The sequence below is a fragment of the Phaeobacter italicus genome, assembly GCF_019801785.1.
In the GTDB taxonomy this organism is placed as follows: Bacteria; Pseudomonadota; Alphaproteobacteria; order Rhodobacterales; family Rhodobacteraceae; genus Phaeobacter; species Phaeobacter italicus.
On the sequence record NZ_JAHVIJ010000001.1, the window covers coordinates 1 to 21,707 of the forward strand.

General features: G+C 63.0%; 26 protein-coding genes, 1 tRNA gene and 1 pseudogene. 13 read left to right on the forward strand and 15 right to left on the reverse strand.

Going from position 1 to position 21,707, the window contains the following annotated elements:
* Positions 1 to 275, forward strand: a pseudogene (locus KUV39_RS00005) (methyl-accepting chemotaxis protein); the annotation flags it as partial.
* Positions 276 to 334: 59 nt separating this feature from the next.
* Here the strand turns inward: KUV39_RS00005 and KUV39_RS00010 are convergent.
* Genes KUV39_RS00010 through thiC form a run of 7 tightly spaced genes read right to left on the reverse strand, consistent with a single transcriptional unit; the run spans position 335 to position 6,377 of the window.
* Positions 335 to 1,069 carry a hydroxymethylpyrimidine/phosphomethylpyrimidine kinase gene (locus KUV39_RS00010; RefSeq protein WP_222458608.1) on the reverse strand — a complete coding sequence of 245 codons (735 nt, stop codon included), beginning with the start codon at positions 1,067 to 1,069 and terminating at the stop codon, positions 335 to 337.
* Positions 1,066 to 2,037 carry a HesA/MoeB/ThiF family protein gene (locus KUV39_RS00015; protein WP_222458609.1) on the reverse strand — a complete coding sequence of 324 codons (972 nt, stop codon included), beginning with the start codon at positions 2,035 to 2,037 and terminating at the stop codon, positions 1,066 to 1,068. Before KUV39_RS00015 ends, KUV39_RS00010 begins: the two co-directional genes overlap by 4 nt.
* Positions 2,034 to 2,627 (reverse strand): thiamine phosphate synthase, encoded by a 594-nt coding sequence (locus KUV39_RS00020; RefSeq protein WP_222458610.1) that lies wholly within the window; start codon positions 2,625 to 2,627, stop codon positions 2,034 to 2,036. The genes KUV39_RS00015 and KUV39_RS00020 overlap by 4 nt, the downstream gene beginning before the upstream one ends.
* Before the next feature lie 28 nt (positions 2,628 to 2,655).
* Complete coding sequence (locus KUV39_RS00025) at positions 2,656 to 3,423, reverse strand: thiazole synthase (protein WP_222458611.1); 768 nt, start codon at positions 3,421 to 3,423, stop codon at positions 2,656 to 2,658.
* A gap of 2 nt (positions 3,424 to 3,425) precedes the next feature.
* Complete coding sequence (thiS, locus tag KUV39_RS00030; protein WP_008561266.1) at positions 3,426 to 3,623, reverse strand: sulfur carrier protein ThiS; 198 nt, start codon at positions 3,621 to 3,623, stop codon at positions 3,426 to 3,428.
* Positions 3,592 to 4,566: an FAD-dependent oxidoreductase gene (locus KUV39_RS00035; protein WP_222458612.1), complete on the reverse strand. Its 975-nt coding sequence runs from the start codon at positions 4,564 to 4,566 to the stop codon at positions 3,592 to 3,594. Before KUV39_RS00035 ends, thiS begins: the two co-directional genes overlap by 32 nt.
* On the reverse strand, positions 4,563 to 6,377 hold the full coding sequence (thiC, locus tag KUV39_RS00040; protein ID WP_046209922.1) for a phosphomethylpyrimidine synthase ThiC: 1,815 nt from the start codon (positions 6,375 to 6,377) through the stop codon (positions 4,563 to 4,565). Before thiC ends, KUV39_RS00035 begins: the two co-directional genes overlap by 4 nt.
* A 472-nt stretch (positions 6,378 to 6,849) precedes the next feature.
* Here thiC and bioB point away from each other — a divergent pair, with 472 nt between their 5' ends.
* The 7 genes from bioB (at position 6,850) to KUV39_RS00075 (ending at position 13,038) form a co-directional block, all read left to right on the forward strand.
* Complete coding sequence (gene bioB / locus KUV39_RS00045) at positions 6,850 to 7,827, forward strand: biotin synthase BioB (protein WP_008562134.1); 978 nt, start codon at positions 6,850 to 6,852, stop codon at positions 7,825 to 7,827.
* Complete coding sequence (locus KUV39_RS00050) at positions 7,827 to 8,975, forward strand: 8-amino-7-oxononanoate synthase (RefSeq protein WP_222458613.1); 1,149 nt, start codon at positions 7,827 to 7,829, stop codon at positions 8,973 to 8,975. Before bioB ends, KUV39_RS00050 begins: the two co-directional genes overlap by 1 nt.
* Positions 8,963 to 9,682: a dethiobiotin synthase gene (bioD, locus tag KUV39_RS00055; protein ID WP_222458614.1), complete on the forward strand. Its 720-nt coding sequence runs from the start codon at positions 8,963 to 8,965 to the stop codon at positions 9,680 to 9,682. Before KUV39_RS00050 ends, bioD begins: the two co-directional genes overlap by 13 nt.
* Positions 9,679 to 10,977 (forward strand): adenosylmethionine--8-amino-7-oxononanoate transaminase, encoded by a 1,299-nt coding sequence (gene bioA, locus KUV39_RS00060; protein ID WP_222458615.1) that lies wholly within the window; start codon positions 9,679 to 9,681, stop codon positions 10,975 to 10,977. The genes bioD and bioA overlap by 4 nt, the downstream gene beginning before the upstream one ends.
* 3 nt (positions 10,978 to 10,980) lie before the next feature.
* Positions 10,981 to 11,601, forward strand: coding sequence for a pimeloyl-ACP methyl esterase BioG family protein (locus KUV39_RS00065; protein WP_222458616.1), 621 nt, complete (start codon positions 10,981 to 10,983; stop codon positions 11,599 to 11,601).
* Positions 11,598 to 12,386: a methyltransferase gene (locus KUV39_RS00070; RefSeq protein WP_222458617.1), complete on the forward strand. Its 789-nt coding sequence runs from the start codon at positions 11,598 to 11,600 to the stop codon at positions 12,384 to 12,386. Before KUV39_RS00065 ends, KUV39_RS00070 begins: the two co-directional genes overlap by 4 nt.
* Before the next feature lie 124 nt (positions 12,387 to 12,510).
* Positions 12,511 to 13,038 (forward strand): DUF2478 domain-containing protein, encoded by a 528-nt coding sequence (locus KUV39_RS00075; protein WP_222458618.1) that lies wholly within the window; start codon positions 12,511 to 12,513, stop codon positions 13,036 to 13,038.
* Positions 13,039 to 13,262: 224 nt separating this feature from the next.
* On the opposite strand, the gene KUV39_RS00080 is transcribed toward KUV39_RS00075, so the two are convergent.
* Positions 13,263 to 13,346: transfer RNA gene (locus KUV39_RS00080), tRNA-Tyr, on the reverse strand.
* 120 nt (positions 13,347 to 13,466) lie between these two features.
* On the opposite strand from KUV39_RS00080, the gene rlmB reads away from it, so the two are divergent.
* The 3 genes from rlmB to KUV39_RS00095 all read left to right on the forward strand — a co-directional run bounded on the left by rlmB (position 13,467) and on the right by KUV39_RS00095 (position 15,667).
* Positions 13,467 to 14,243, forward strand: coding sequence for a 23S rRNA (guanosine(2251)-2'-O)-methyltransferase RlmB (gene rlmB / locus KUV39_RS00085; protein ID WP_037302900.1), 777 nt, complete (start codon positions 13,467 to 13,469; stop codon positions 14,241 to 14,243).
* Between the two features lie 113 nt (positions 14,244 to 14,356).
* Positions 14,357 to 14,854, forward strand: coding sequence for a YHS domain-containing (seleno)protein (locus KUV39_RS00090; protein WP_222458619.1), 498 nt, complete (start codon positions 14,357 to 14,359; stop codon positions 14,852 to 14,854).
* Between the two features lie 342 nt (positions 14,855 to 15,196).
* The gene (locus KUV39_RS00095) at positions 15,197 to 15,667 is read left to right on the forward strand and encodes a CoA-binding protein (protein ID WP_008561552.1); all 471 of its coding nucleotides are present in this window, start codon (positions 15,197 to 15,199) and stop codon (positions 15,665 to 15,667) included.
* Between the two features lie 228 nt (positions 15,668 to 15,895).
* Here KUV39_RS00095 and KUV39_RS00100 read toward each other — a convergent pair whose 3' ends face one another.
* From KUV39_RS00100 to hisA, 4 genes are all read right to left on the reverse strand, one after another.
* On the reverse strand, positions 15,896 to 16,213 hold the full coding sequence (locus KUV39_RS00100) for a phosphoribosyl-ATP diphosphatase (protein WP_222458620.1): 318 nt from the start codon (positions 16,211 to 16,213) through the stop codon (positions 15,896 to 15,898).
* The gene (gene hisF, locus KUV39_RS00105; protein ID WP_046210436.1) at positions 16,210 to 16,971 is read right to left on the reverse strand and encodes an imidazole glycerol phosphate synthase subunit HisF; all 762 of its coding nucleotides are present in this window, start codon (positions 16,969 to 16,971) and stop codon (positions 16,210 to 16,212) included. Before hisF ends, KUV39_RS00100 begins: the two co-directional genes overlap by 4 nt.
* A gap of 34 nt (positions 16,972 to 17,005) precedes the next feature.
* The gene (locus KUV39_RS00110) at positions 17,006 to 17,503 is read right to left on the reverse strand and encodes a DUF2867 domain-containing protein (RefSeq protein ID WP_050673654.1); all 498 of its coding nucleotides are present in this window, start codon (positions 17,501 to 17,503) and stop codon (positions 17,006 to 17,008) included.
* 148 nt (positions 17,504 to 17,651) lie between these two features.
* Entirely contained in the window at positions 17,652 to 18,374 is a 723-nt protein-coding gene (hisA, locus tag KUV39_RS00115; RefSeq protein ID WP_008559282.1) for a 1-(5-phosphoribosyl)-5-[(5-phosphoribosylamino)methylideneamino]imidazole-4-carboxamide isomerase, read from the reverse strand.
* Positions 18,375 to 18,507: 133 nt separating this feature from the next.
* Here hisA and KUV39_RS00120 point away from each other — a divergent pair, with 133 nt between their 5' ends.
* Positions 18,508 to 18,921 (forward strand): DUF2147 domain-containing protein, encoded by a 414-nt coding sequence (locus KUV39_RS00120; RefSeq protein WP_008559528.1) that lies wholly within the window; start codon positions 18,508 to 18,510, stop codon positions 18,919 to 18,921.
* Positions 18,922 to 19,124: 203 nt separating this feature from the next.
* Here the strand turns inward: KUV39_RS00120 and KUV39_RS00125 are convergent, their stop codons facing one another.
* Together KUV39_RS00125 and KUV39_RS00130 are read right to left on the reverse strand one after the other, a co-directional pair.
* Complete coding sequence (locus tag KUV39_RS00125; RefSeq protein ID WP_008559529.1) at positions 19,125 to 19,376, reverse strand: WGR domain-containing protein; 252 nt, start codon at positions 19,374 to 19,376, stop codon at positions 19,125 to 19,127.
* Positions 19,377 to 19,599: 223 nt separating this feature from the next.
* A complete protein-coding gene (locus KUV39_RS00130; RefSeq protein ID WP_222458621.1) occupies positions 19,600 to 20,136 on the reverse strand; it encodes a peroxiredoxin-like family protein in 537 nt (178 codons plus the stop codon).
* A gap of 102 nt (positions 20,137 to 20,238) precedes the next feature.
* Here KUV39_RS00130 and KUV39_RS00135 point away from each other — a divergent pair, with 102 nt between their 5' ends.
* Positions 20,239 to 20,970, forward strand: coding sequence for an AraC family transcriptional regulator (locus KUV39_RS00135; RefSeq protein ID WP_046209931.1), 732 nt, complete (start codon positions 20,239 to 20,241; stop codon positions 20,968 to 20,970).
* A gap of 97 nt (positions 20,971 to 21,067) precedes the next feature.
* Here KUV39_RS00135 and hisH read toward each other — a convergent pair whose 3' ends face one another.
* Positions 21,068 to 21,706, reverse strand: a complete 639-nt coding sequence (gene hisH / locus KUV39_RS00140) for an imidazole glycerol phosphate synthase subunit HisH (RefSeq protein WP_222458622.1) — start codon at positions 21,704 to 21,706, stop codon at positions 21,068 to 21,070.
* Position 21,707: the final 1 nt, after the last annotated feature.

A 21,707-nucleotide genomic window follows, 5' to 3' on the forward strand; every position in this document is an offset into this window, starting at 1 on the left:
AAGAGGCCACGGCTGCCAGCCATATGCTGAACACCGATGCAGGCAAGCTCGCCGAGCTGGTGGCGCATTTCAAGGTCGCCGCAGGCAGCACCAGCGCCCCGCGCGCAGCCAGCCCCGCGCCGCGCACCGCACCGCAAGCCCCGGCTCCAGCCCCGGCCAGCGCCCCCAGTGCACATGGTGACGACTGGGACATCGAGGCCCAGGTCACCCCGCAACCCGCCGCAGCCGCCAGCTTTGACGGCAACGCAGCAAAAGACATCTGGCAGGATTTCTGATCCAGCCTCGCGCATAGTCACAACAAATGGACCCCGGCGGAGATTTCGCCGGGGTCTTTTTATGCCGCGACGGCGGATTTGATCCACTTGTGAACGTGATCGCCCGCTTGCTGGCAGGCCTCTGCCAGCGAGGCACCGGCGCCAAGCGCACAGGCTAGGGCGGTTGCCAGTGTGCACCCGGTGCCCCGGCGCCCCTGCGGCAGGCGCGGGCGCTCGAACCGTGTCATATGCCCGTCCGCAAACAGGTGGTCGACCGAGGTGCCACCGCTGCCATGGCCCCCCTTGATCAGCACCGCTTGCGCACCCAGACGCTGCAACCGTTCGCCCTGCCGCGCCAGATCCACCGGTCGGGAGGATTCGGCGCGACCGCTGAGATGGGCGGCCTCTGCCAGATTGGGGGTGAGCAGGGTCGTCATTTCCAATAGCGGCATCAGCGCCTCGTCTTTCATCAGAACCCCGCCAGAGGAGCTGCGCAGGACGGGATCAAACACCACTGGCGTATCGGGACAGAAACGGCCCAACGCATCAGCAATCTCCTGCGCGGCCTGTGCAGATCCGATCATCCCAAGCTTCACGGCAGAGATGCGCTCGCTTTCCGCAGCGGCTCTGATCTGGGCTGAGATCACTTCTGGAGGGATTGGCGTGATGTCGTGTAGCTGCTTATGCGTCTGGACGGTGACTGCGGTCACAACCGGCGCAACAGTGCAGCCAAGGGTGGTCGCCGTCGCCGTGTCGCGGGTCAATCCCGCGCCGCCGCTGCTATCGGTGCCCGCGATTATCAGAACGCGGGTCATCGCGGATCCCCCAACGCAAGCAGGGCGAGCCGTGGGGCAAGATCATCCCCCAGCGCCGCCGCAGCGCGCCATGCGCGCAGCCCCGTGCGACAGGCCAGAACCACCCGTCCGGATCCCGGTGGCAGCAGGTCGCGCTGCAGGTTCTGGGGAGGAATGCGCAGGGCATTGGGTGTTGCAGGGCGCGGTGCCTCCGCTGTGGACCGCAAGTCGATCACATGGTCGCCATCCCGCAGCGCCGCGGCACCGATGAATGGCACGATTTGTTCGGGCTCTGCAGCACCGGAAAAGTCAAAACCACCCATCTGCAGGTCGGCCAGATCGACGCTGAACAACCGACCCAAAGGGCTGGGGCTGTGGTTCAGGATCACCTTGAGGGCCAGTTGGGCCTGTAACGCACCGATCATGCCCACCACAGGCCCCATGATGCCAGAGCTGGCGCAGGTGGCCGCACTGTCGGGAGGATCAGGAAAGACCGCCCGCAGCGATGGCGCGCCACCGCAAAAACCGCCGACATAACCCCCTTGGGCCAGTGCCGACGCGCTGATGAGCGGGGTGCCGGTCTGCAGGCAATGATCTGACAGCGTATAGGACACCGCATAGCTGTCGGCGGCATCAATCACGACATCGGCAGGGCGGATGGCAGCATGCACGTTGTCCGGTGTCAGGTCACGGGCATGAGGGTGCAACCGCAGCTCCGGGGCCATTGCGCTCAGCCGTGCGCGCGCGGCCTCAACCTTGTAGCGGCCAATATCTGCAACCGTATAAAGCGGTTGGCGGGGCAGGTTGGTGGTCTCCACACTGTCGCCGTCCATCACGGTGATCTCACCGATCCCAGCACCCGCAAGATACTGCAGGACCGGACAGCCAAGCCCACCAGCGCCAACAACCAGCACATGGGCAGCGGCCAGCCTGTCCTGGCCGTCGCGGCCAATCTCCGGCAGGGCGATCTGACGCTCGAAACGGCTCATGCAGCGCAGGCCTTGATCCAGGCACGGGTCTGCGCCTCAGGGTCGGGGGCCTGTTGGATATCGGTGACCACAGCGGCGCTGTCTGCCCCTGCCGCAAAGACGCCGGGCAATCGATCGATGGTCAGCCCCCCGATTGCGACCAGCGGTGTGTCTGCCACCATCTGTTTCCAGCGGCGCACCCGATCCAGCCCCTGTGGCGCCCATTTCATCTGTTTCAGAAGGGTTTCGTAAACAGGGCCAAGCGCGACGTAGTCCGGCCCATAGGACAGGGCGCGCTCCAGTTCGGTTTCGTCATGGGTCGACAGGCCAAACCGCACGCCCTTGCGGCGCAGCGCTGCAAAATCGGCGCTGTCCATGTCCTCTTGGCCGAGGTGAACAAAGCCGCAATTGAGGTCCAGCGCGGCCTGCCAGTAGTCGTTGACCACCAGCTGGGCACCATGCACGGCGCAGAAATCCCGCGCGCGCGCAATCTGGCGGCGCACCTCGGTTTCCGGTTGGTCCTTGATGCGCAGCTGCACCAGCCGCACCCCATGCGGCACCAAGAGTTCCAGTTGGCTGACATGGCCAACGATGAGATAAAAACGCTCCATAGTCGTCTCCAGAATGTGATCGGGCAGCTCAGCTCAGCGCTGCAAGGCCAAGAACGGGGGTAGAGGGCACCGCCATGTCGCGCCGCTCCATCGGGTCGGCAGCAAAGCCCGCGCGGCCAGCTTCAACTGCCAGCGCCATTGCCTTGGCCATGCCCGCAGGGTCGCCTGCCTTGGCGACCGCCGTGTTCAAAAGCACGGCATCCATGCCCAGTTCCATCGCCTGCGTCGCATCCGACGGGCGGCCAATACCTGCATCCACGATCAGCGGCACATCCGGGAAATGGGCCCGCATTGCGCGCAGACCGTCGGGGTTGCGCAGGCCCTGACCGGATCCAATCGGCGCGCCCCAAGGCATCAGCACCTCGCAGCCTGCCTCCAAGAGCTTTTCTCCCACCACCAGATCGTCAGTGGTGTAGGGAAAGACCTGAAAACCATCGTCAGCGAGGGTGCGCGCGGCCTCCACCAGGGCAAAGACATCCGGCTGCAGCGTGTCGGAATGGCCGATCACCTCCAGTTTGATCCAGGGGGTGTCGAACAGATCCCGCGCCATATGCGCCGTGGTCACGGCCTCCTGTACCGAATGGCAGCCGGCGGTGTTGGGCAGGATCCGGCAGCCCAGATCGCGCAGCTGATCCCAAAAGCCGGCCCCGGTCCCATCAGCGGTCTCGCGGCGCAGCGAGACGGTGATGATTTCGCTGCCACTTTCGCGGATGGCCGCGCCCAGCACCGCAGGCGAGGGGTATTGTGCAGTGCCAAGCAAAAGGCGCGAGGTGATCTCATGTCCGTAGATCTTCATCTTCATCCCCCCTGCATTGGCGCCAGGACTTCCAGCTGGTCGCCCTCCCGCAGGTCGGTGTCGCCGCGCCGATTGCGGGCGACAAACTTGCCATTTAGCGCGGTCGCAACAGAGGGGCTGGTAAAGCCCAGTTCGCGCAGCGCGTCCTCGACGGTGCGGGCGCTCACCTCATGCGCTTTGGCGTTTACGGTGATGTTCATCATGTGTCTCCGGTCTCAGGCGCTCCGCCACCTGCTGCGCCAAGGCGGGGGCCAGCAAAAATCCGTGGCGGTAGAGCCCATTGAGGAAAAGCGTCCCGCCGTCCTGATGCAGGCGGGGCAGATTGTCGGAAAAGGCAGGGCGCAGGCCTGCGCCGGTCTCCACCACGCTGGCCTCGGCAAAGGCAGGGTGCAGGGTGAAGGCGGCATTCAGTAGCTCACTGAGCGAGCGCAGGGTGATCTGGCGGGGTGATGTGCTTTCGATCATCGTCCCGCCGATCATGAACAGCCCGCCGTCCCGCGGCACGAGGTAGAGCGGCATTCGCGGGTGCAGCAGACGCAGGGTGCGGCTGATTTTCACCTCCGGGCAGTGCAGGATGGCCATCTCGCCGCGCACCGGGCGCAAGCCTTTCAGATCGCGGCCGGCGGCCATTCCCCTGCAATCCAGATCGACGTTCCCGGGGGCCTCTGTGCCAAGACAGATCTCTACCCCCAGCGCTGTGGCTGCAGCTGCCAGATCGCGGATCGCCTGGCGCGGGTCCAGATGCGCCTCCTGTTCAAAGAACAGGCCTTGTGAAAACCGGCCTGCCAGTGCCGGTTCCAGTGCGCTGATCTCTGCGCCATCCACCTGCCTGTATCCACTGGTGCGGCGGGCAAAGCGGGTCAGCTCTGCCCGGTCGCGGGCTGGCGCAACCATCAGCGTGCCGCGCCGGTGAACAGGCGTGATCTTGGCCCACCAGTCGATGGCGCGGCCACCGAGGGTGATGACCTCCTCCTCGGCGCTTTCGCGTTCGCACCAGGGCGCGAGCATGCCGCCTGCGTAGCGCGACACACTGCCCGCGCCGATCTCTGCCGCACGCTCATAGACCCGGACAGGGGCCCCGCGCTGCGCCAGTTCATAGGCGCAGGCGAGGCCCGCAAGGCCTGCACCCGCGATGGTGATCATTCTGCCGGTTCCGCGACCTCGGATGCAGGCACATACAGCTCGCCGCCCTCACGGAACTTGGCGGCCATTGCCTCCATGCCCTCTTTCTGCGCCTCGGCGCGGATGTCGTGGCTGATCCGCATCGAACAGAACTTCGGCCCGCACATGGAGCAGAAATGCGCCACCTTGTGGGCCTGTTTCGGCAGGGTCTGGTCGTGGAACTCGCGCGCGGTGTCCGGGTCCAGCGACAGGTTGAACTGGTCTTCCCAGCGGAATTCAAACCGTGCGCGCGATAGCGCATCGTCGCGGCGCTGCGCCCCCGGCAGACCTTTGGCGAGGTCAGCGGCATGGGCTGCGATCTTGTAGGTGATCACGCCCGTTTTCACGTCGTCGCGGTCGGGCAGGCCCAGATGCTCCTTTGGTGTTACGTAGCACAGCATCGCGCAGCCGAACCAGCCGATCATGGCCGCCCCGATGCCGCTGGTGATGTGGTCATAACCCGGCGCGATGTCCGTGGTCAGCGGCCCAAGCGTATAGAACGGCGCCTCGTGGCAGCACTCCAGCTGCTTGTCCATGTTCTCCTTGATCTTGTGCATGGCAACATGGCCCGGCCCTTCGATCATCACCTGGCAGTCCTTGGCCCAGGCGATCTTGGTCAGTTCACCCAGGGTTTCCAGCTCAGCAAACTGCGCCTCGTCATTGGCGTCCGCAATGGAGCCGGGGCGCAAGCCATCGCCCAAGGAGAAGCTGACATCATACTGGCGGCAGATGTCGCAGATTTCCTCGAAATGCTCGTAGAGGAAGCTCTCCTTGTGGTGATGCAGGCACCACTTCGCCATGATCGACCCGCCGCGCGAGACGATCCCCGTCACCCGGTTCACCGTCATCGGCACCATATGCAGGCGCACGCCCGCATGGATGGTGAAATAATCGACGCCCTGTTCCGCCTGTTCGATCAGCGTGTCGCGGAACACTTCCCAGGTCAGGTCCTCTGCGATGCCGTTCACTTTCTCCAGCGCCTGATAGATCGGCACGGTGCCGATCGGCACGGGGGAGTTGCGCACGATCCATTCGCGGGTGTTGTGGATGTTGCGCCCGGTGGACAGGTCCATCACCGTGTCGGCGCCCCAGCGGATCGCCCAGACCAGCTTGTCCACCTCTTCCTCCATTGAGGAGGTGACGGCAGAGGTGCCCATATTGGCGTTGATCTTCACCTTGAAATTGCGGCCGATGATCATCGGCTCAATTTCCGGGTGGTTGATGTTGGCGGGGATGATGGCGCGGCCCGCGGCGATTTCCTGGCGTACGAATTCCGGCGTCACGTAGTCGGGGATGTTGGCGCCAAAATCGTTGCCGTCGCGGTTCGCATGGCACGGCGACAGCTCGCGCAGCTGGTTTTCGCGGATCGCCACGTATTCCATTTCCGGGGTGATGATGCCCGCACGCGCATAGGCGAGCTGGGTCGGCGCCTTGCCGTCCTTGCCGCGCAAGGGGGCAGGTTTCACCGGAAACTCCGGCGTCAGACGATCGCCCTCGACAAAACCGTTGTCCTCCGGCTTCACGTCGCGGCCCTGATAGCTTTCGACGTCGCCGCGCGCCTCGATCCACTGGCGGCGCAGGGCGGGCAGGCCCTCACGGATGTCGGTCAGCACATCAGGATCTGTGTAGGGGCCGGAGCTGTCATAGACCGGCAGCGGTGCCTCGCCCGCCGTGGGGTGGGTGGAAATCTCGCGCATCGGCACGCGGATATCGTCATGCATTTCGCCGCTGACATAGATCTTGCGGGACGCGGGCAATGCGCCAGTGGTGATTTTTGGATTGGGGACGTTCATCTGGTGTTCCTCCGGGCGTCGGTTCAAAAACACCAGTTGCGCCGGGTCGGAGGAAAACGGGCAGGCGTGCGGGCGGTGTACGGCCGGGCCACAGATCTGCCTGTTCGGAACACGGGGCCACCTGTACCGGGTGACGGGGCCATGCCCTAGCTTCCTACGCCAGTGTCAACTGGGTCAGGTTCAAAGGGTCGCGTCACCGGTGGAAACCCACCTATCAGCCTCTCAGTCCCTTGGGCGGGACTCCCCTGCGTGCCTTTAGGGGTAGGGGAGAGGGGGCAATCTGGTCAACCAGAATTTTTACCTATTTCTAGGCGGCTCTCAAAACGGGATATTTTCCAGTTGGTTAGTGCTAAATGCGCGTGAGAATGCCGCTCTGCGGCGAAAACACTTGTCAGCTGGGATTGGTTTTATCTATTAAAATACACAACGCAGGCCGACTTGGCCGTTTTTATCTATTAAGATTGGAGCCACCATGCTGGACGCCACACCGATCCGGACCGACTGGACCCGCGAAGAAGCGGAGAAGATCTACAACCAGCCTTTCATGGATCTGCTGTTTGAGGCCCAATCCGTGCACCGCCAGCACTTTGACCCCAATCAGGTGCAGAAATCCAAACTCCTGAGCATCAAGACCGGCGGCTGCGCCGAGGATTGCGCCTATTGCTCCCAGTCGGCGCGCAACGGTGCCAAATTGTCGGCCTCCAAGCTGATCGAAGTGGAGCGCGTGATTGCAGAGGCGCGCAAGGCCAAGGAGGGCGGGGCGACACGCTATTGCATGGGGGCCGCCTGGCGCTCGCCCAAGGATCGTGACATGGCCGCACTTGAGGCGATGATTCACGGCGTCAAAGAGCTTGGCATGGAAACCTGCATGACCCTGGGCATGCTGGAAGACGATCAGGTGTTCCGCCTGCGCGATGCGGGTCTGGATTACTACAACCACAACATCGACACCTCAGAGCGGTACTACTCGGAGATCATCACCACCCGCACCTTTGCGGACCGGATCGAGACGCTGAACCGTGTGCGTGAGGCGGGGATCAAGGTCTGTGCGGGCGGCATCGTCGGCATGGGAGAGCAGCAGATGGACCGCATCGACATGCTGCTGGCGCTGGCAACACTGGAAGAGCACCCCGATTCCGTTCCGGTCAACATGCTGATCCCGATTGCTGACACCCCGCTGGCCGATGTGGCGAAGCTGGACCCGATCGAATTCGTGCGCACCGTTGCGCTGGCGCGTATCCTGATGCCGAAGTCGCACGTGCGTCTGTCCGCAGGCCGCACCGACATGTCGGATGAGATGCAGGCGATGTGCTTCTTTGCCGGGGCCAACTCCATCTTCGTGGGTGACACGCTGCTGACCGCCGACAACCCCGAAGAGGACAAGGACAGCCAGCTGTTTGATCGTCTTGGCATCACTGCCATGGCGGTTGGTTGCGACGGCAGCCGCTGATGGCGGGCGCCTTCCCGAGGCATGAGACATCGCTGGAAGCGCTGCGCACGCGCGGACGCTACCGGCAATTGATGCCGCGGGATGGGCATGACTTTGCCTCCAACGACTATCTTGGGCTGGCGGGCAGCGATGTGTTGCGCGCCGCCGCTGCAGATGCGCTGGCGCGCGGGGTGCCGGTGGGGGCAGGTGGTTCGCGCCTCTTGCGTGGCAATGACGCGGAGCATCAGCTGCTGGAGGCTGAGGCAGCTGCATTCTTCGGCACCGAGGCGGCGCTGTTCATGGGCGGCGGTTTCAACGCCAATCAGGCGATTTTCTCTTCCCTGCCGCAGCAGGGCGATCTGGTGCTCTATGACGCGCTGATTCACGCCAGCACCCATGACGGCATGCGGCTGGGCCGGGCGGAGACCCGCAGCTTTGCCCATAGCGACGTGAACAATGCCCGCGAGGTGTTGCAGGACTGGCGCAAGAATGGGGGCAGGGGGCAGGTCTGGATCGCGGTTGAGGCTGTCTATTCGATGGATGGTGACCTCGCCCCGCTGGATGAGCTGATGGTGCTGGCGGATGCAGAGGGCGCCGTGCTGGTGGTGGATGAGGCGCATTCGACGGGCGTGTTCGGTGATCTGGGTCGCGGGCTGGCACATGGCATTGCCCACCGCCCGAACGTTCTGTCCCTGCACACCTGCGGCAAGGCGCTCGGGGCCTCTGGCGCGCTGATCTGCGGCCAGCGGGTGCTGATCGAGACGCTGATCAACAAGGCACGTGGGTTTATCTTTGCCACGGCCCCTTCGCCCTTGAATGCGGCCTTGGTGCGCGCGGCCTTGCAGGAGCTGCAGCAGAACCCGGATCGCCGTCATCAGGCGTGGCGGGGGATCACCCATGCCCAGGCCGAGGCCGGGCGCCTTTGCGGGCTGGAGGGTTTCCAAAGCCAGATCCTGCCGGTGGTAATTGGCGATGATAAACGGACTATGGCGCTGGCCGCTGCGATGCAGGGCCACGGCTACGACATCCGCGGCATCCGCCCGCCCACAGTCCCGCGTGGCACCTCGCGGCTACGGCTGTCGATCACGCTGAACACCCCTGAAACCGTCATTACAACGATGTTTGAAACTCTCGCGCAGGAAATGGAGGCTGCTCAATGTCCCGCCTGATCGTCACCGGAACCGATACCGGCATCGGCAAGACCATCTTTTCCGCAGGGCTGGTGCAGGCTCTTGGCGCAAACTATTGGAAGCCGGTGCAATCGGGGCTGGAGGAAGAAACCGACAGCCAGATCGTCTCGCGCCTGTCCGGCCGTCCGGCGCTGCCGGAGGGCTATCTGCTGCAACTTCCCGCATCGCCGCATCTGTCGGCTGAGGCCGAAGGGGTAGAGATCGACCCGGATACGCTGCCTTTGCCCGAAGTTGACGGCGTGCTGGTGGCAGAAGGGGCAGGCGGGCTCATGGTGCCCTTGAACCGCAAGGTGCTGTATCTTGACCTCTTCGCCCTCTGGGGTGCCCCCGTGATCCTCTGCGCGCGGACCCAGCTGGGCACGATCAACCACACGCTGCTGTCGCTCAAGGCGCTGCGCGATGCAGGCTGTCCGGTGGTGGGCGTGGCCTTTATCGGTGATGCGGAGCCGATGGTGGAGGAAACCATCTGCCAGTTCGGCCAAGTGGCGCATCTGGGGCGGTTGCCATTCATTCCGGAACTGAGGGCCGAGCCCGACCTCGGGGGGGGGCAAAGCGCCCTCCCGGGGGGGAGGTCGGGCGCGGCCCGGTCCATCGACCGGGCCAGAACGGTTCTGCAAGAAGCCTTTGCCCAACACATCAACCTCGACCTGATCCGGGAGGCGCTGGCCCAAGGAGAGATGGCATGAGCGCCGCAGACCTCAGCCAGCTGGAATTCGACCAGCAGCACCTTTGGCATCCTTACACCAATGTCGCCAAACCCGGCCCGACCTTTGTGGTGAAGGAAAGCGAGGGCGTGCATATCACGCTGGACGACGGCACCCGGCTGATTGATGCGATGTCATCGTGGTGGTGCATGATGCACGGGCATAAAAACCCGGCGATCACCAAGGCCATCCACGATCAGCTCGACACCCTGCCGCATGTGATGTTTGGCGGGCTGACCCATGATCCGGCCATCGACCTTGGCCGCAAGCTGTTGGAGATCACCCCCGACAGCCTGACGCGCATTTTCTATTGCGACAGCGGCTCTGTCTCGGTCGAGGTGGCGATGAAAATGGCGGTGCAGTACCAGCACGCCATGGGCCACGCGGGGCGCAGCGAATTTGCCACCATCCGCTCCGGCTATCATGGTGACACTTGGAAGGCGATGAGCGTCTGTGATCCGGACACTGGCATGCATCACCTGTTTCAGGGCGCGCTGAGCGTGCAGCATTTCGTCTCCCGCCCGCCGATCCGCATCCATGAGGACTGGATCGACGACCCGGCGCAGAACGGTCTGGGCGAGCTGCGTTCGGTGCTGGAAGCCAATGCAGACAAGATCGCGGCCTTCATCCTGGAACCCGTCGTGCAGGGCACCGGCGGCATGTATTTCTACCACCCCGAATACCTCAATCAGGCGCGCGCGCTTTGCGATGAACTGGGCATCCTCTTGATCTTTGACGAGATCGCCACCGGCTTTGGCCGCACGGGGGAGCTGTTCGCAACCGGGTTCTGCACTGTCGAGCCGGATATCATCTGCCTCGGCAAGGGGTTGACCGGCGGGCATATTTCCTTTGCCTGCACGATGACCAACGACCGCGTTGCCGAAGGCATCGGCGGCGGCAATCCAGGCATCTTCATGCATGGCCCCACCTATATGGCCAATCCGCTGGCCTGCGCGGCGGCCAAGGCCTCGCTTGATCTGCTGACAGGCCAGGACTGGCGCGGCACGGTGGCGGCAATTGGCGAACAGATGCAGGCAGAGCTTGCCCCCGCGCGCGACCTGCCCAATGTGGCGGACGTGCGGGTGCTGGGCGCCATTGGCGTCATCGAAATGAAGCACCGGGTCTCGGCGGATGAGGCCCACGCGCGGGCCCATGAGATGGGTGTGTTCCTGCGCCCCTTTGGCTGCAACATCTACACCATGCCGCCCTTCATCACATCCCCCGACCAGCTGAGCGAAATCACCGCAGGCATGCTGCGTTTGGCGCGGGAGCTGTAGGCGATGGAGATCCGCTGGCTCAAACAGAAAAGGGCGGCTGACGTCATCGTGGTCTTTGGCGGCTGGGCCGTCGGCCCGGATGTGTTTGCCCATCTTGCAGGCCCGCAGGATCTCCTTTTTGCGAGCGACTATCGCAATCTGGATGCAGAGCTGCCGGATCTGTCCGGCTATCAAAACGTCACCCTTGTCGCCTGGTCCTTTGGCGTTGCGGCCTATGCCCATTGGCAGAAAGGCCGCCCGGATCCCTTTGATCGCAAGATTGCCGTCAACGGAACGCTTGCGCCGGTAGACGAGGCACGCGGCATCCCCCCGGCCGTGCTGGCCAAAACAGCAGAGGGGTTGAGCGAGCAGAGCTTTGCCCAGTTCCTGCGCCGGAGCTTCAATGCGCCGCAACCGCCGCGGTCGATCGACGTTGAGGCCCGCCGCGCCGAACTGCATGCGGTTGCTGCGCGCGGCGCGGCCCCCGCCGTCACCTTCGATCAGGTCTGGCTGTCTGGCCGGGACCGCATTTTTCCGCCGGTCAATCAGCACCGGTCCTGGGACGGCGCGACACTGCGCGAGCTGCCGACAGCCGCCCACGCCCCGTTTGACCAGTTTGACAGCTGGCAGGGGGTGATCTGGTGAAGGATCTGACTCCGCCCACCGTGGACACCGCCCGCGTGGCCCGTTCCTTTCGTCGCGGCCTTGGCAGCTATCATGATGCTGCAAGCGCGCAGGCCCGGATTGCAGCTGACCTCTCTGCACTGTTGGCCAAGCACTTGGATGGCGCGCCCGTGGCGCAACTGTTCGAATTCGGTGCAGGCACCGGTCACCTGACTGACGCGCTGCTGCGGGATGTGTCTGTGGACCGTCTGACGCTCAATGATCTGGTGGCAGAGGCCGAGGTGGGGTTGCAATCGCGTCTCGGCGCACATGGGCGGTCTGCAACCTTTCTGCCCGGCCGGATCGAGGATCTCGATCTGCCCCAGGGGCTCGACCTCATTGCTGGTGCCTCGGTTGTGCAGTGGATCTGTGACCTGCCATCCCTGCTGCAACGGTTTGCGACGGCCCTGCAGCCGGGGGGCTGGCTGGCGCTGTCTGGGTTTGGTCATGCCCATTTTCACGAGTTGGTGGCGCTTGGCTCGGATGCTGCGGCCCCCAACTACATGGACCACCACGACTGGCAGCAGGTGCTGCCGGATGGCCTGCATTTGACAGAGCTGCGTCAGGCGCCCATCACGCTGCGCTTTGACAGTCCGCGCGCCGTGCTGCGCCATCTTCGGGAGACGGGCGTCAATGGTCAGTCCCGCGGCGGATGGAGCCGCAGCCGTCTGCGCATGTTCGAAGACGCCTATCGCGCACAGTTCCCCCATCAGGGCGGTGTTCGCCTGACGTACGATCCGGTGTTGGTGCTGGCCCGGCGGGTCTGAGGGGCGCAGCCGTTGGCGCGCGCATGTGCGGCCAAAGTCGCAGCCTGCGCGGCAATTGCACCTCTGGTGGTTTCGCGGCTTTGGCGGTAGCCTGCGGGCGAATTTTACCGAACAAGAGGCCACAATGCATCTGTCCTACGTCATGACCCAGGAACGCGGTGCCACAGACAAGCTGCTGAGCGCGCTGGCCGAGCGGCTGGAGGCCGACGGTCTGCGATTGGCAGGCATCGTCCAGACCAACACCGAATGCTACGACAGCGAGCTTTGCGATATGGATGTGCGTGTCCTGCCCGCTGGTGAGACCATCCGTATCTCCCAATCTCTCGGTCCAGAGGCGCGCGGATGTCGTCTCAATCCCGAGGCGCTGGAACGTGCCGTCGGACAGGTGAGCGCAGGTCTCGCAGAGGATCCGGCACCACAGGTTTTGCTGGTCAACAAGTTCGGCAAGCACGAGGCAGACGGGCGCGGAATGCGCCCTGTCATCGGCGAGGCACTGGCGCGCGGCCTGGTGGTCGTCTCAGGCGTCAATCGCATGAATGTAGAGGCGTTCAGGGCCTTTTCAGAGGGGCTCGCACAGGAGGCAGAGCCGGACGTGGAGGCGCTGGCAAAATGGGTCCATTCCGCCGTTGCCGAGGCCGCTGAAGCAGGCTGAGCTTCGCGCAATCCGAGAAGTGAAACAAACAAAACCGATGCTGGAAACGGCATCGGTTTTTGTTTGGCGGAATTGCGGATGTCGCGCGTGATTCATCCCGACTGCCGAGAGCTTGCATCAGCTGCAAAATGAAATCGTCTGAAAGATCAGTTGCTTGCGTGCGGTTTCTCACCCGACGGCGGATGCCACCATCTTCTTGCTTGTCACTGCTGAAAGAGAGAAGATGGTGGGCGACCCTGGAATCGAACCAGGCGTGCGTCTCCGCGAGGGAGTTACAGTCCCCTGCCACACCTTGCGGCCTGTCGCCCACTGTCAGTTGCGTGTTGCACCTGATGTGGAGGCGTGATTACAAGCAGGCCAAAGGGGCGTCAACAGGAAAATCGAAAGTTTTTCTTCTGCCCTGCAATTTCTTTCTGCTGGAGAGCAAAATGTCCAAGAAACCCAAGTGGGTCGTCGAAAAAGAACAGGCCAAGAAGGCCGCTTCAGCGGAGACCGTCTGGCTGTTTGGTTTGCATGCGGTGCGTGATGCGCTGCTCAATCCCAATCGCGAGAAACTTCGCCTGATGGTCACCCCGAACGCAGAGACCAAACTGTCGGACGCCATCGCCCAGTCTGGGATCGAGGCAGAGGTCATCGACCCGCGCAAATTCAATCCGCCGATCGACAAGCAATCCGTCCATCAGGGGGCTGTGCTGGAGGTCAAACCGTTGAACTGGGGCGGGCTGGCTGAAAACTGCATCGGTGCCGAGGCCCCGCGTGTGCTGTTGCTGGACCGGGTGACGGATCCGCACAACGTTGGCGCCATCCTGCGCTCGGCAGAGGTGCTGGGCGCAAGCGCCGTGATTGGCACCCGCCACAACTCTGCGCCGGAAACCGGTGCGCTTGCCAAAACCGCCAGCGGCGCGCTGGAGCGCCAGCCCTATCTGCGCATGCGCAACCTTGCCGATACCATTGTCGAGCTGCAGCGCATGGGCTTTCTGGTGCTGGGTCTTGATGGCGAGGCAGAACAGACCATCGAAACCGTGCTTGAGGGGCGCAAGGGCGATCCTGTCGCGCTGGTTCTGGGCGCTGAAGGGCCTGGCCTGCGGCAAAAGACCAAGGAAACCGTCGATCATCTGGTAAAGATCGATTTTGCCGGTGGTTTTGGCTCGCTCAACGTCTCCAACGCCGCCGCCATCGCGCTTTATGCGTCGATCGCCCGCTAAGGCCACGGTTTCGCCGTTTTCATGGACGCCCCCGGTCTTGCCTGCTACGTAAAGCTATCACAAATACGTCAGCGATCTATGCAGGCAGGACCGGGCGCGGCACACTCAGTTTCATGACACCAAGATTTCTTCGACATCTGGACCCAAGGGCGCTGAGGCCTCTGCTGACCAAGGCGGCAGCTGCGGCGCTTGCCTTTGGCGTGCTGTTGGCCGCACCGATGGCGTCCGCAGGCCCCGCACTGGTGTCGAGCCACGAAGGGCTGGCCGCCGAGGGGCAGGACGTCGTGACCTTTTTCAGCTCGGACGGGCCGGTCGCGGGCGTGCAAAGCCACGCGATCATGTGGCGCGGCGCGATCTGGCGGTTTGCCAGCGCCCAGAACCTCGCGCTGTTTGAGGCCAACCCCCACGCCTATGCGCCGCAATTTGGCGGCTACTGCGCCTACGCGCTCTCTCAGGGCATCGTGAAACGCGGCGATCCGGGGCTTTTTGTGATCTCGGAGGGGCGGCTGTTTTTGCTGAACAACCCCCGCGCGCTTGCCCGTTGGCAGGCCGAACAGGACCAGCTGTTGATCAAGGCAGAGGGCCACTGGCCCCGAATCCTGAAGGACTGAGGAAACTGCGCAGGGCGCTATGTCCTTGGCCTCTCACGGGAAATGTCACGAATTTGAGAGGATCCCTTTCAAATTCAATGTGAAGCCCCATATTATTAACAGATCGCGAATTGGAACCTTCGCAGATCTTTTTCACTGTCCCTCGTTCCATACCTTGCGCCCAGGCCTCACCTGGGCGCTTTTTTATTGGCAGGGCAGCTATCCCGACACCACCCGGCATCAGGGGAAGGGGGCGGCCGCGTCCGGTGGCAAAAGCCGCTTGCCTTGCGCCTTGCAGCCGATAGGCTGCGGCGGAAGGGCCACGGATCCACGCGCGCTCTCTGACAGATCAAGAGGACCACCATGCCGCACTACAGCGATGCGCAGCTCAAAACCGTGCTGGAAGAGGTGAAAACCATCGCCGTTGTGGGCGTCTCCACCAATCCGGTGCGCCCCAGCTATTTTGTTGCCCGCTATCTCGGCCTCAAGGGCTATCGCGTGCTGCCGATCAATCCCGGCCATGCGGGCAAGATGTTGTTTGGTCAGACCATCCACGCAAGCCTCAGCGATATTCGCGAGCCAGTGCATATGGTCGATATCTTCCGTCGCTCCGAGGCTGTGCCTGCCATTGTCGATGAGGCACTGGAGGTCTGTGACGGGCTGAAGGCGATCTGGATGCAGATCGGGGTCGAGCACGCCGAGGCCGCCGCCAAGGCCGAAGCTCAGGGCATTTCGGTGATCCAGAACCGCTGCCCCAAGATCGAATACCAGCGTCTGTTCGGCGAGTTACGCATGGGTGGCTTTGCCACCGGGATCATTTCCTCGAAACTCTGACGTCTGCGGCCGGGCAGGGCGCTCCCGCCCGTTCCCGCCGTCCTTCCGGACGGCCTCCACGGTTGGGCCCGGCGCCGCTGCGCGGCGCTGATTTTATGCTGAGACGCCCTTGAGGGGCAGGCATGCCCTCAAGGGCCTTGCCGAGTGTGTTTCAAAGTGCGCGTCAAGGGCAAGCCGCGCTGGCGCGCGGAGGCTGCGCCTCCCTTGACCCGCCGCCCGGCCCGGATGTCAGCCCTTGGGGCGGCTGGCCTTCTCGGCGATGCCGCTCAGGCCCTGACGCTCCGCCAGAACCTGCAGCACATCATCCAGCGCCACATCGCGCGCCGCCAGCATCACCAGAAAATGATAAAGCACATCTGCGCCTTCAGAGGCGAGGCCGGCTTTGTTGCCCTTCACCGCTTCGATGATGGCCTCAATGGCCTCCTCACCGAATTTCTCGGCGCATTTTTCCGGCCCCTTGGCCAAGAGCTTGGCAGTCCAGCTGGTGTCCGGATCGGCGCCCTTGCGCGACAGGATGGTGGCTTCGAGATCGTGCAGCAGGCTCATGTCAACCTCATGGGAATACCGGCAGCGGCCATGTGGGTCTTGGCTTCCTGAATGGTGTATTCGCCAAAGTGGAAAATCGACGCTGCCAGAACCGCGCTGGCGCCACCTTCCTTGACCCCGTCCACCAGGTGATCAAGGTTGCCCACACCGCCAGAGGCGATCACGGGCACATCCACAGCATCGGAAATTGCACGGGTCAGCGGCAGGTTGAAACCGGCCTTGGTGCCATCGCGGTCCATCGAGGTGAGCAGGATTTCTCCCGCGCCCTTGGAGACCACCAGCTTGGCAAATTCAACCGCATCAATGCCGGTTTCGCGTCGCCCGCCGTGGGTGAAAATCTCCCATTTGCCGGGGGCCACAGTCTTGGCATCAATGGCGCAGACAATGCACTGGCTGCCGAACTGATCGGCGGCCTCTGCAATCACATCAGGGTTTGCGACGGCGGCAGAGTTGAAAGACACCTTGTCAGCGCCCGCCAGCAACAGCGCCCGCACGTCTTCCCGGGTGCGCACCCCTCCACCCACGGTCAGCGGCACAAAACACTGTTCAGCAGTGCGGCGCACCACATCGAACATGGTGCCTCGGTTTTCATGGGTGGCGTGGATGTCCAGAAAACAGATCTCATCCGCGCCGGCCGCATCATAGGCCTTGGCCGATTCCACCGGATCGCCTGCATCGCGCAGGCCGACAAAATTGACACCCTTCACCACGCGGCCATCAGCCACGTCCAGACAGGGGATGATACGGGTCTTCAGCATGATGTGCCCCTTGGCCGCTCGCGTTGGGTTTTCTTTACTGTGCGGGCGGTTGGGATGCAATCGCGCTGCCATTTTGCGGATGGCGGGCAATCCGGCGCAGACTGTCGCGGACAATCAGCACGTGAAAGGGCATCACCACGGCCAGATAGACCCGCCCCAGCCAGTTGTTGCGATGCACCCATGTCCCCATATGCAGCCGCCCGTCCCGCCGCAGGAAGGTGATGCGGAAGTTGAGATGACTGTCGTCGGTGCCGAGGATCAGCTCGTCTGCGCTGTCATGGGTGATCGGAAACAGTGCCCCACCACCCGTGTCAGCGACCTCGGTCTTCAGCCCAAGCGGAGCCACAAGCCGATTTCGCAACCGCAAAAGCCCGGCGGCCCAGCCTGGCATGGTCAGCCCTATCTCCATCGCCCTGCGCGGGCTGAGCGAACTATCAATCGCATAGCCGTCGATAAAATCGCCGGGCGCCACCTGTGCCCAGATCAAGGCATCGTTGGGCAAGGGGGTCTTGGCGATCCGAGAAGCAGCCATCTGTGTTCCTTTCAGCATGGGGCCATCACCCGCAACCAGACCAAAAAACACCGCGCCCTGAAACAGGACGCGGTGCCGCATGAGCAGGATGTCGCAGCCCTCCACTGGCCCGCCATTTGTGGCTGGACAGCGGGGCAGGAAGGGGCAATCAGCCCTTCAGAACCGCCAGAGCCTCTTTCAGATCAATGGCCCCATCATAAAGCGCCCGGCCCGAAATCGCGCCATTCAAGGGCGCGCCACAGGCCTTCAGATCCTTCAGATCCTGCAGCGAGGACACGCCGCCCGAAGCAATGACCGGGATCGACACGGCGCGCGCCAGATCGGCGGTTGCCTCGACATTGGGCCCTTTCATGGCGCCGTCGCGCATGATGTCGGTGTAGATGATGGCCGCAACGCCTGCGTCCTCGAACGACTTGGCGAGATCAGTGACCATCACATCGGTCTCCTCAGCCCAGCCCTTGGTGGCCACCTTGCCGTTGCGCGCATCGATGCCAACCGCAACCTTGCCGGGGAATTCACGCGCGGCGTCGCGCACCAGATCGGGGTTTTCCACCGCAACAGTGCCCAGAATGACCCGCGCAAGCCCCTTGTCGATCCAGCGTTCGATGGTCGCCATGTCGCGAATGCCGCCGCCCAGCTGCGCTGGCACCTTGGTCTGTTTCAGGATTTCCTCGACCGGGGCCGCATTGACCGGCTCACCGGCAAAGGCGCCGTTCAGGTCAACCAGATGCAGCCATTCGCAGCCCGCCGCAACAAACTCCAACGCCTGTGCGGCGGGGTTGTCGTTGAACACGGTGGTCTTGTCCATGTCACCGTGCAGCAGGCGCACAGCCTGCCCATCCTTGAGATCGATAGCGGGGTAGAGGATCATCCGGCCGGTCCTTCATAAAACTAAGCTGGCGGTGTTTTGCACAAGCCGGCAGCGGATTGCAACGCGACCCGAGGTCAACCTTGCCTGAAAAGCCACTTGGCGGCCAGACTGCGACAAACAGGGAGGAATGACGATGAAAAAACTGGCCATGAAAGACCTCGCCATGCGCGCTGTGCTTGGCGGTGCGGTGGCACTGGGACTGGCAGCTGCCGCCTCGGCCGATCCGGTTCTGGGCACCTGGAAGACACAGCCGGACGATGGCTCTTATGCGCATGTCACCATGGCGCCCTGCGGCGCTGCGGTCTGTGGCAAAATCAGCCGCACCTTTAATGCCGAGGGGGAATACAAATCCCCCAATATCGGCAAGACGCTTGTGATTGATATGGTTGCCAATGGCGATGGCTCTTACGCGGGCAAGGTCTGGCGACCATCCAATGACAAGATCTATATCGGCAAGATGGATCTGGCGGGCAGCTCTCTGGCATTGCGGGGCTGTGTAGCGGGTGGATTGATCTGCTCAAAACAGACCTGGACGCGCGTGCAGTAACGCTCTGACCGGGACGCGCCGCCCTTCCGGGCCATTTGTCCGGGCCGGGGTATTTGTTGGGGATGCAGGTCTCGTGATCTGCGTCCCTTTTTCATGGCCCGATCTTTCATGTCCCCATCCTGTGTGGCCCCAGATCGCAGGTCTTGCCTGCGCCCGGCCGCTCAGTGCCGCCGCATCCGGGTCTGCAGATCAAATATCGGTTCTCAGAACAGGCCGAGCTGTACGGGAATCGGCACAAAGCCGCGTTTGATATGGCGCTCTCTGTCCTGTTCCGCCGCCTCCAGTGCGCTTTGCTGGGTTGGGAAGTACCGCCGCCGTTCCTGACCACCTGCTGCCCCAAGCGGCCCGTTCACCTGTTCGACGCACCATTCCCCAAACAGGGTCTGGCTCAGGTTCAGCACGCAGTAGCGGTGCTGGCCTTCGTGATAGTCGAATTTTTCGAGACGGATCTGCACCGGTTGGTGACCTGTAAGTGACTGTATTCGGGTCTGGGTTTGCCGTGTATGCCCAGTTGTGGATGAACTGTCCATCACTCTTGCGCGCGCCGTTGCGACAGCGGTGGCCGATGGGCCACAGATACAGGGGATTTCTGCGCAGGATTTGACACAAAAGGCCCGGCAACCAGCCGGGCCTCTCGATGTGGATAACTGCCCTTCGCGTTCAGAGAGGGCGTGGCGATCAGACGTCGCCGGTGTATTCGCCGCGCGCGGGGTAGTCGTTGGCAATCGCGAAATCCAGCGCCGACAGCAGCTCCGAGAAATGCGGGCGCACAAACGGCATGGTCTGCACCGAGCCGTAATACAGCGTCTGTTCCGGTGTCACCATGAACAGGCCCGGCTCCGAGAACAGCGCAGGCTCTTCGATCCCGATCGAGGTCTTGCCCCGCGAGGTCGAGATATAAAGCCCCCAGTCACGCGCCACCGACAGCGGCAGATCATAGGCAAACCGCAGGTTCTTGGCTTCGATCTTGTCGGCCATCGCGCGGGTGCGCTCTTCGCCGTCCGAGCTGACAGCGATACAGTTCACGCCACGGCTGGCAAAATCCTCAACCCGCTTTTCCAGCTCCTTGAGGTAGTTGGCGCAGATCGGGCAGTGCAGGCCGCGGTAGAAACAGATCACAGTGCCGCGCTGTGCCTCTTCCTTGGACAGATCAAACGCCCCGTGATCAAGCGTCTGCAGGGTCAGGTTCGGGGTCTTCTGGCGGGGCAACAACATGGGTGTGGTCCTTTGTGCAAAAAATGAACATCGTCTTGCCAACAAGGATGGACCAATTTACGGTCGTATAAATCCGAAAAACCTGACGGAAACACCGAAACCATGGACCGCCTGACAACTTTGATGGATCGCTTCCAGCTTGCCGTGCGCGCCGCCAACATGGCAGAGGCGAACTTGATCGCGCTGGCCACGGCCGATGGCACGCCTCAGCGTATTCTCTACTGCACCCGCGACGTGATGCCCGATGTGACGGGTCAAATCGTCATGTGGGCTGCGCGTGTGGAATGGTCAGGGCAAAGCAATCCATTTCTGGCGGCCCTGCCGGAGGTGGTGGAATATGACATCGCCACCAATCGCGAGGCCCACGGCCTGGTTCAGTTGATGAAGGACGAGGCAGAGGGGCAGCATTGCGGCGCCCAATCGGTCATCAACCGATTGGGAGAGGTCTTGATGGTGCAGCTTCTGCGCAACCAGATCCGGCGTGGCGCGACAGAGCCCGGGCTTCTTGCAGGGCTCGCCGATCCCCGGCTCAGCCGCGCGGTTGTGGCGATGCATGACCACCCCGGGCGCCTGTGGAGCAATGCCGATCTGGCAGAGGTCGCGGGCCTGTCCCTGTCGCGGTTTTCCGAACTCTTTGCCGCGGCAGTGGGCGAGACACCGATGGGCTATCTGCGCCGCTGGCGGTTGATCCTGGCTCATCAGGATCTCAGCCGCGGCGACCGGGTCGAGGCGGTGGCGCGCCGCTATGCCTATGCCAGCCCCGAAGGCTTCACCCGCGCGTTCCGCAAGGCCTATGGCGTGGCGCCCTTGTCGCTGCGCATGGCTGCTGCCTGACCGCCACCGCGTCTGTCATCTTTCCATAAATACTCAAAACAAAAGCCACCTGCGCAGCAGGTGGCTTTCGACATGTGGCGATGTCGCGCCCCTCAATCTAAGGGGCCCAGGTCAGAAAGTTGCCGATCATCCGCAGGCCAATGTCCTGGCTTTTCTCCGGGTGGAACTGCATGCCCACCATCGTGTCTCGCCCGATCACGGCGGTGACATCGCCACCGTAATCCACATGCGCCAGACGCTCGGCGGGGTCTTTCACGCGGAAATGGTAGGAGTGGACGAAATAGCAGTGATCGCCGGATGTGATGCCGTCAAAAATGGCGTGGTCATGGTCGATCACCAGATCGTTCCATCCCATATGCGGCACTTTCAGGCTGCTGTCGCTGGGGGTGATCTTGACCACATCGCCCTGCACCCAGCCAAGCCCCGCTGTGTCGCGGTATTCATTGCCGGTGGTGGCCATCAGCTGCATGCCAACGCAGATCCCCAGAAACGGCCGGCCGTTCTGTTCGACCGCTTCCACCATCGCCTCATAGATGCCGCGATGGCCACGCAGCTCTTCTGCGCAGGCGGGAAAGGCGCCATCGCCCGGCAGCACCAACCGGTCGGCCCGCGCCACCACCTCAGCATCGGAGGTCACCACGACCTCGCCGCCATCAACCTCCCGCGCCATGCGCTGAAAGGCTTTTTCGGCCGAGTGGAGATTGCCGGATTCGTAGTCAATAATCGCGGTCAGCATG

Excerpts from the sequence above, each read along its gene's own strand:
- KUV39_RS00095 (WP_008561552.1), top strand. The coding sequence starts at position 15,197 with ATGCCGCACTACAGCGATGCGCAGCTCAAAACCGTGCTGGAAGAGGTG.
- KUV39_RS00130 (WP_222458621.1), bottom strand. The coding sequence starts at position 20,136 with ATGTTGTTGCCCCGCCAGAAGACCCCGAACCTGACCCTGCAGACGCTT.
- KUV39_RS00090 (WP_222458619.1), top strand. The coding sequence starts at position 14,357 with ATGACACCAAGATTTCTTCGACATCTGGACCCAAGGGCGCTGAGGCCT.
- KUV39_RS00050 (WP_222458613.1), top strand. The coding sequence starts at position 7,827 with ATGGCGGGCGCCTTCCCGAGGCATGAGACATCGCTGGAAGCGCTGCGC.
- bioD (WP_222458614.1), top strand. The coding sequence starts at position 8,963 with ATGTCCCGCCTGATCGTCACCGGAACCGATACCGGCATCGGCAAGACC.
- hisF (WP_046210436.1), bottom strand. The coding sequence starts at position 16,971 with ATGCTGAAGACCCGTATCATCCCCTGTCTGGACGTGGCTGATGGCCGC.
- KUV39_RS00010 (WP_222458608.1), bottom strand. The coding sequence starts at position 1,069 with ATGACCCGCGTTCTGATAATCGCGGGCACCGATAGCAGCGGCGGCGCG.
- hisA (WP_008559282.1), bottom strand. The coding sequence starts at position 18,374 with ATGATCCTCTACCCCGCTATCGATCTCAAGGATGGGCAGGCTGTGCGC.
- thiC (WP_046209922.1), bottom strand. The coding sequence starts at position 6,377 with ATGAACGTCCCCAATCCAAAAATCACCACTGGCGCATTGCCCGCGTCC.
- hisH (WP_222458622.1), bottom strand. The coding sequence starts at position 21,706 with ATGCTGACCGCGATTATTGACTACGAATCCGGCAATCTCCACTCGGCC.
- KUV39_RS00015 (WP_222458609.1), bottom strand. The coding sequence starts at position 2,037 with ATGAGCCGTTTCGAGCGTCAGATCGCCCTGCCGGAGATTGGCCGCGAC.
- KUV39_RS00100 (WP_222458620.1), bottom strand. The coding sequence starts at position 16,213 with ATGAGCCTGCTGCACGATCTCGAAGCCACCATCCTGTCGCGCAAGGGC.
- KUV39_RS00110 (WP_050673654.1), bottom strand. The coding sequence starts at position 17,503 with ATGGCTGCTTCTCGGATCGCCAAGACCCCCTTGCCCAACGATGCCTTG.
- KUV39_RS00065 (WP_222458616.1), top strand. The coding sequence starts at position 10,981 with ATGGAGATCCGCTGGCTCAAACAGAAAAGGGCGGCTGACGTCATCGTG.
- bioB (WP_008562134.1), top strand. The coding sequence starts at position 6,850 with ATGCTGGACGCCACACCGATCCGGACCGACTGGACCCGCGAAGAAGCG.
- KUV39_RS00120 (WP_008559528.1), top strand. The coding sequence starts at position 18,508 with ATGAAAAAACTGGCCATGAAAGACCTCGCCATGCGCGCTGTGCTTGGC.
- rlmB (WP_037302900.1), top strand. The coding sequence starts at position 13,467 with ATGTCCAAGAAACCCAAGTGGGTCGTCGAAAAAGAACAGGCCAAGAAG.
- KUV39_RS00135 (WP_046209931.1), top strand. The coding sequence starts at position 20,239 with ATGGACCGCCTGACAACTTTGATGGATCGCTTCCAGCTTGCCGTGCGC.
- bioA (WP_222458615.1), top strand. The coding sequence starts at position 9,679 with ATGAGCGCCGCAGACCTCAGCCAGCTGGAATTCGACCAGCAGCACCTT.
- KUV39_RS00025 (WP_222458611.1), bottom strand. The coding sequence starts at position 3,423 with ATGAAGATCTACGGACATGAGATCACCTCGCGCCTTTTGCTTGGCACT.
- KUV39_RS00020 (WP_222458610.1), bottom strand. The coding sequence starts at position 2,627 with ATGGAGCGTTTTTATCTCATCGTTGGCCATGTCAGCCAACTGGAACTC.
- thiS (WP_008561266.1), bottom strand. The coding sequence starts at position 3,623 with ATGAACATCACCGTAAACGCCAAAGCGCATGAGGTGAGCGCCCGCACC.
- KUV39_RS00035 (WP_222458612.1), bottom strand. The coding sequence starts at position 4,566 with ATGATCACCATCGCGGGTGCAGGCCTTGCGGGCCTCGCCTGCGCCTAT.
- KUV39_RS00075 (WP_222458618.1), top strand. The coding sequence starts at position 12,511 with ATGCATCTGTCCTACGTCATGACCCAGGAACGCGGTGCCACAGACAAG.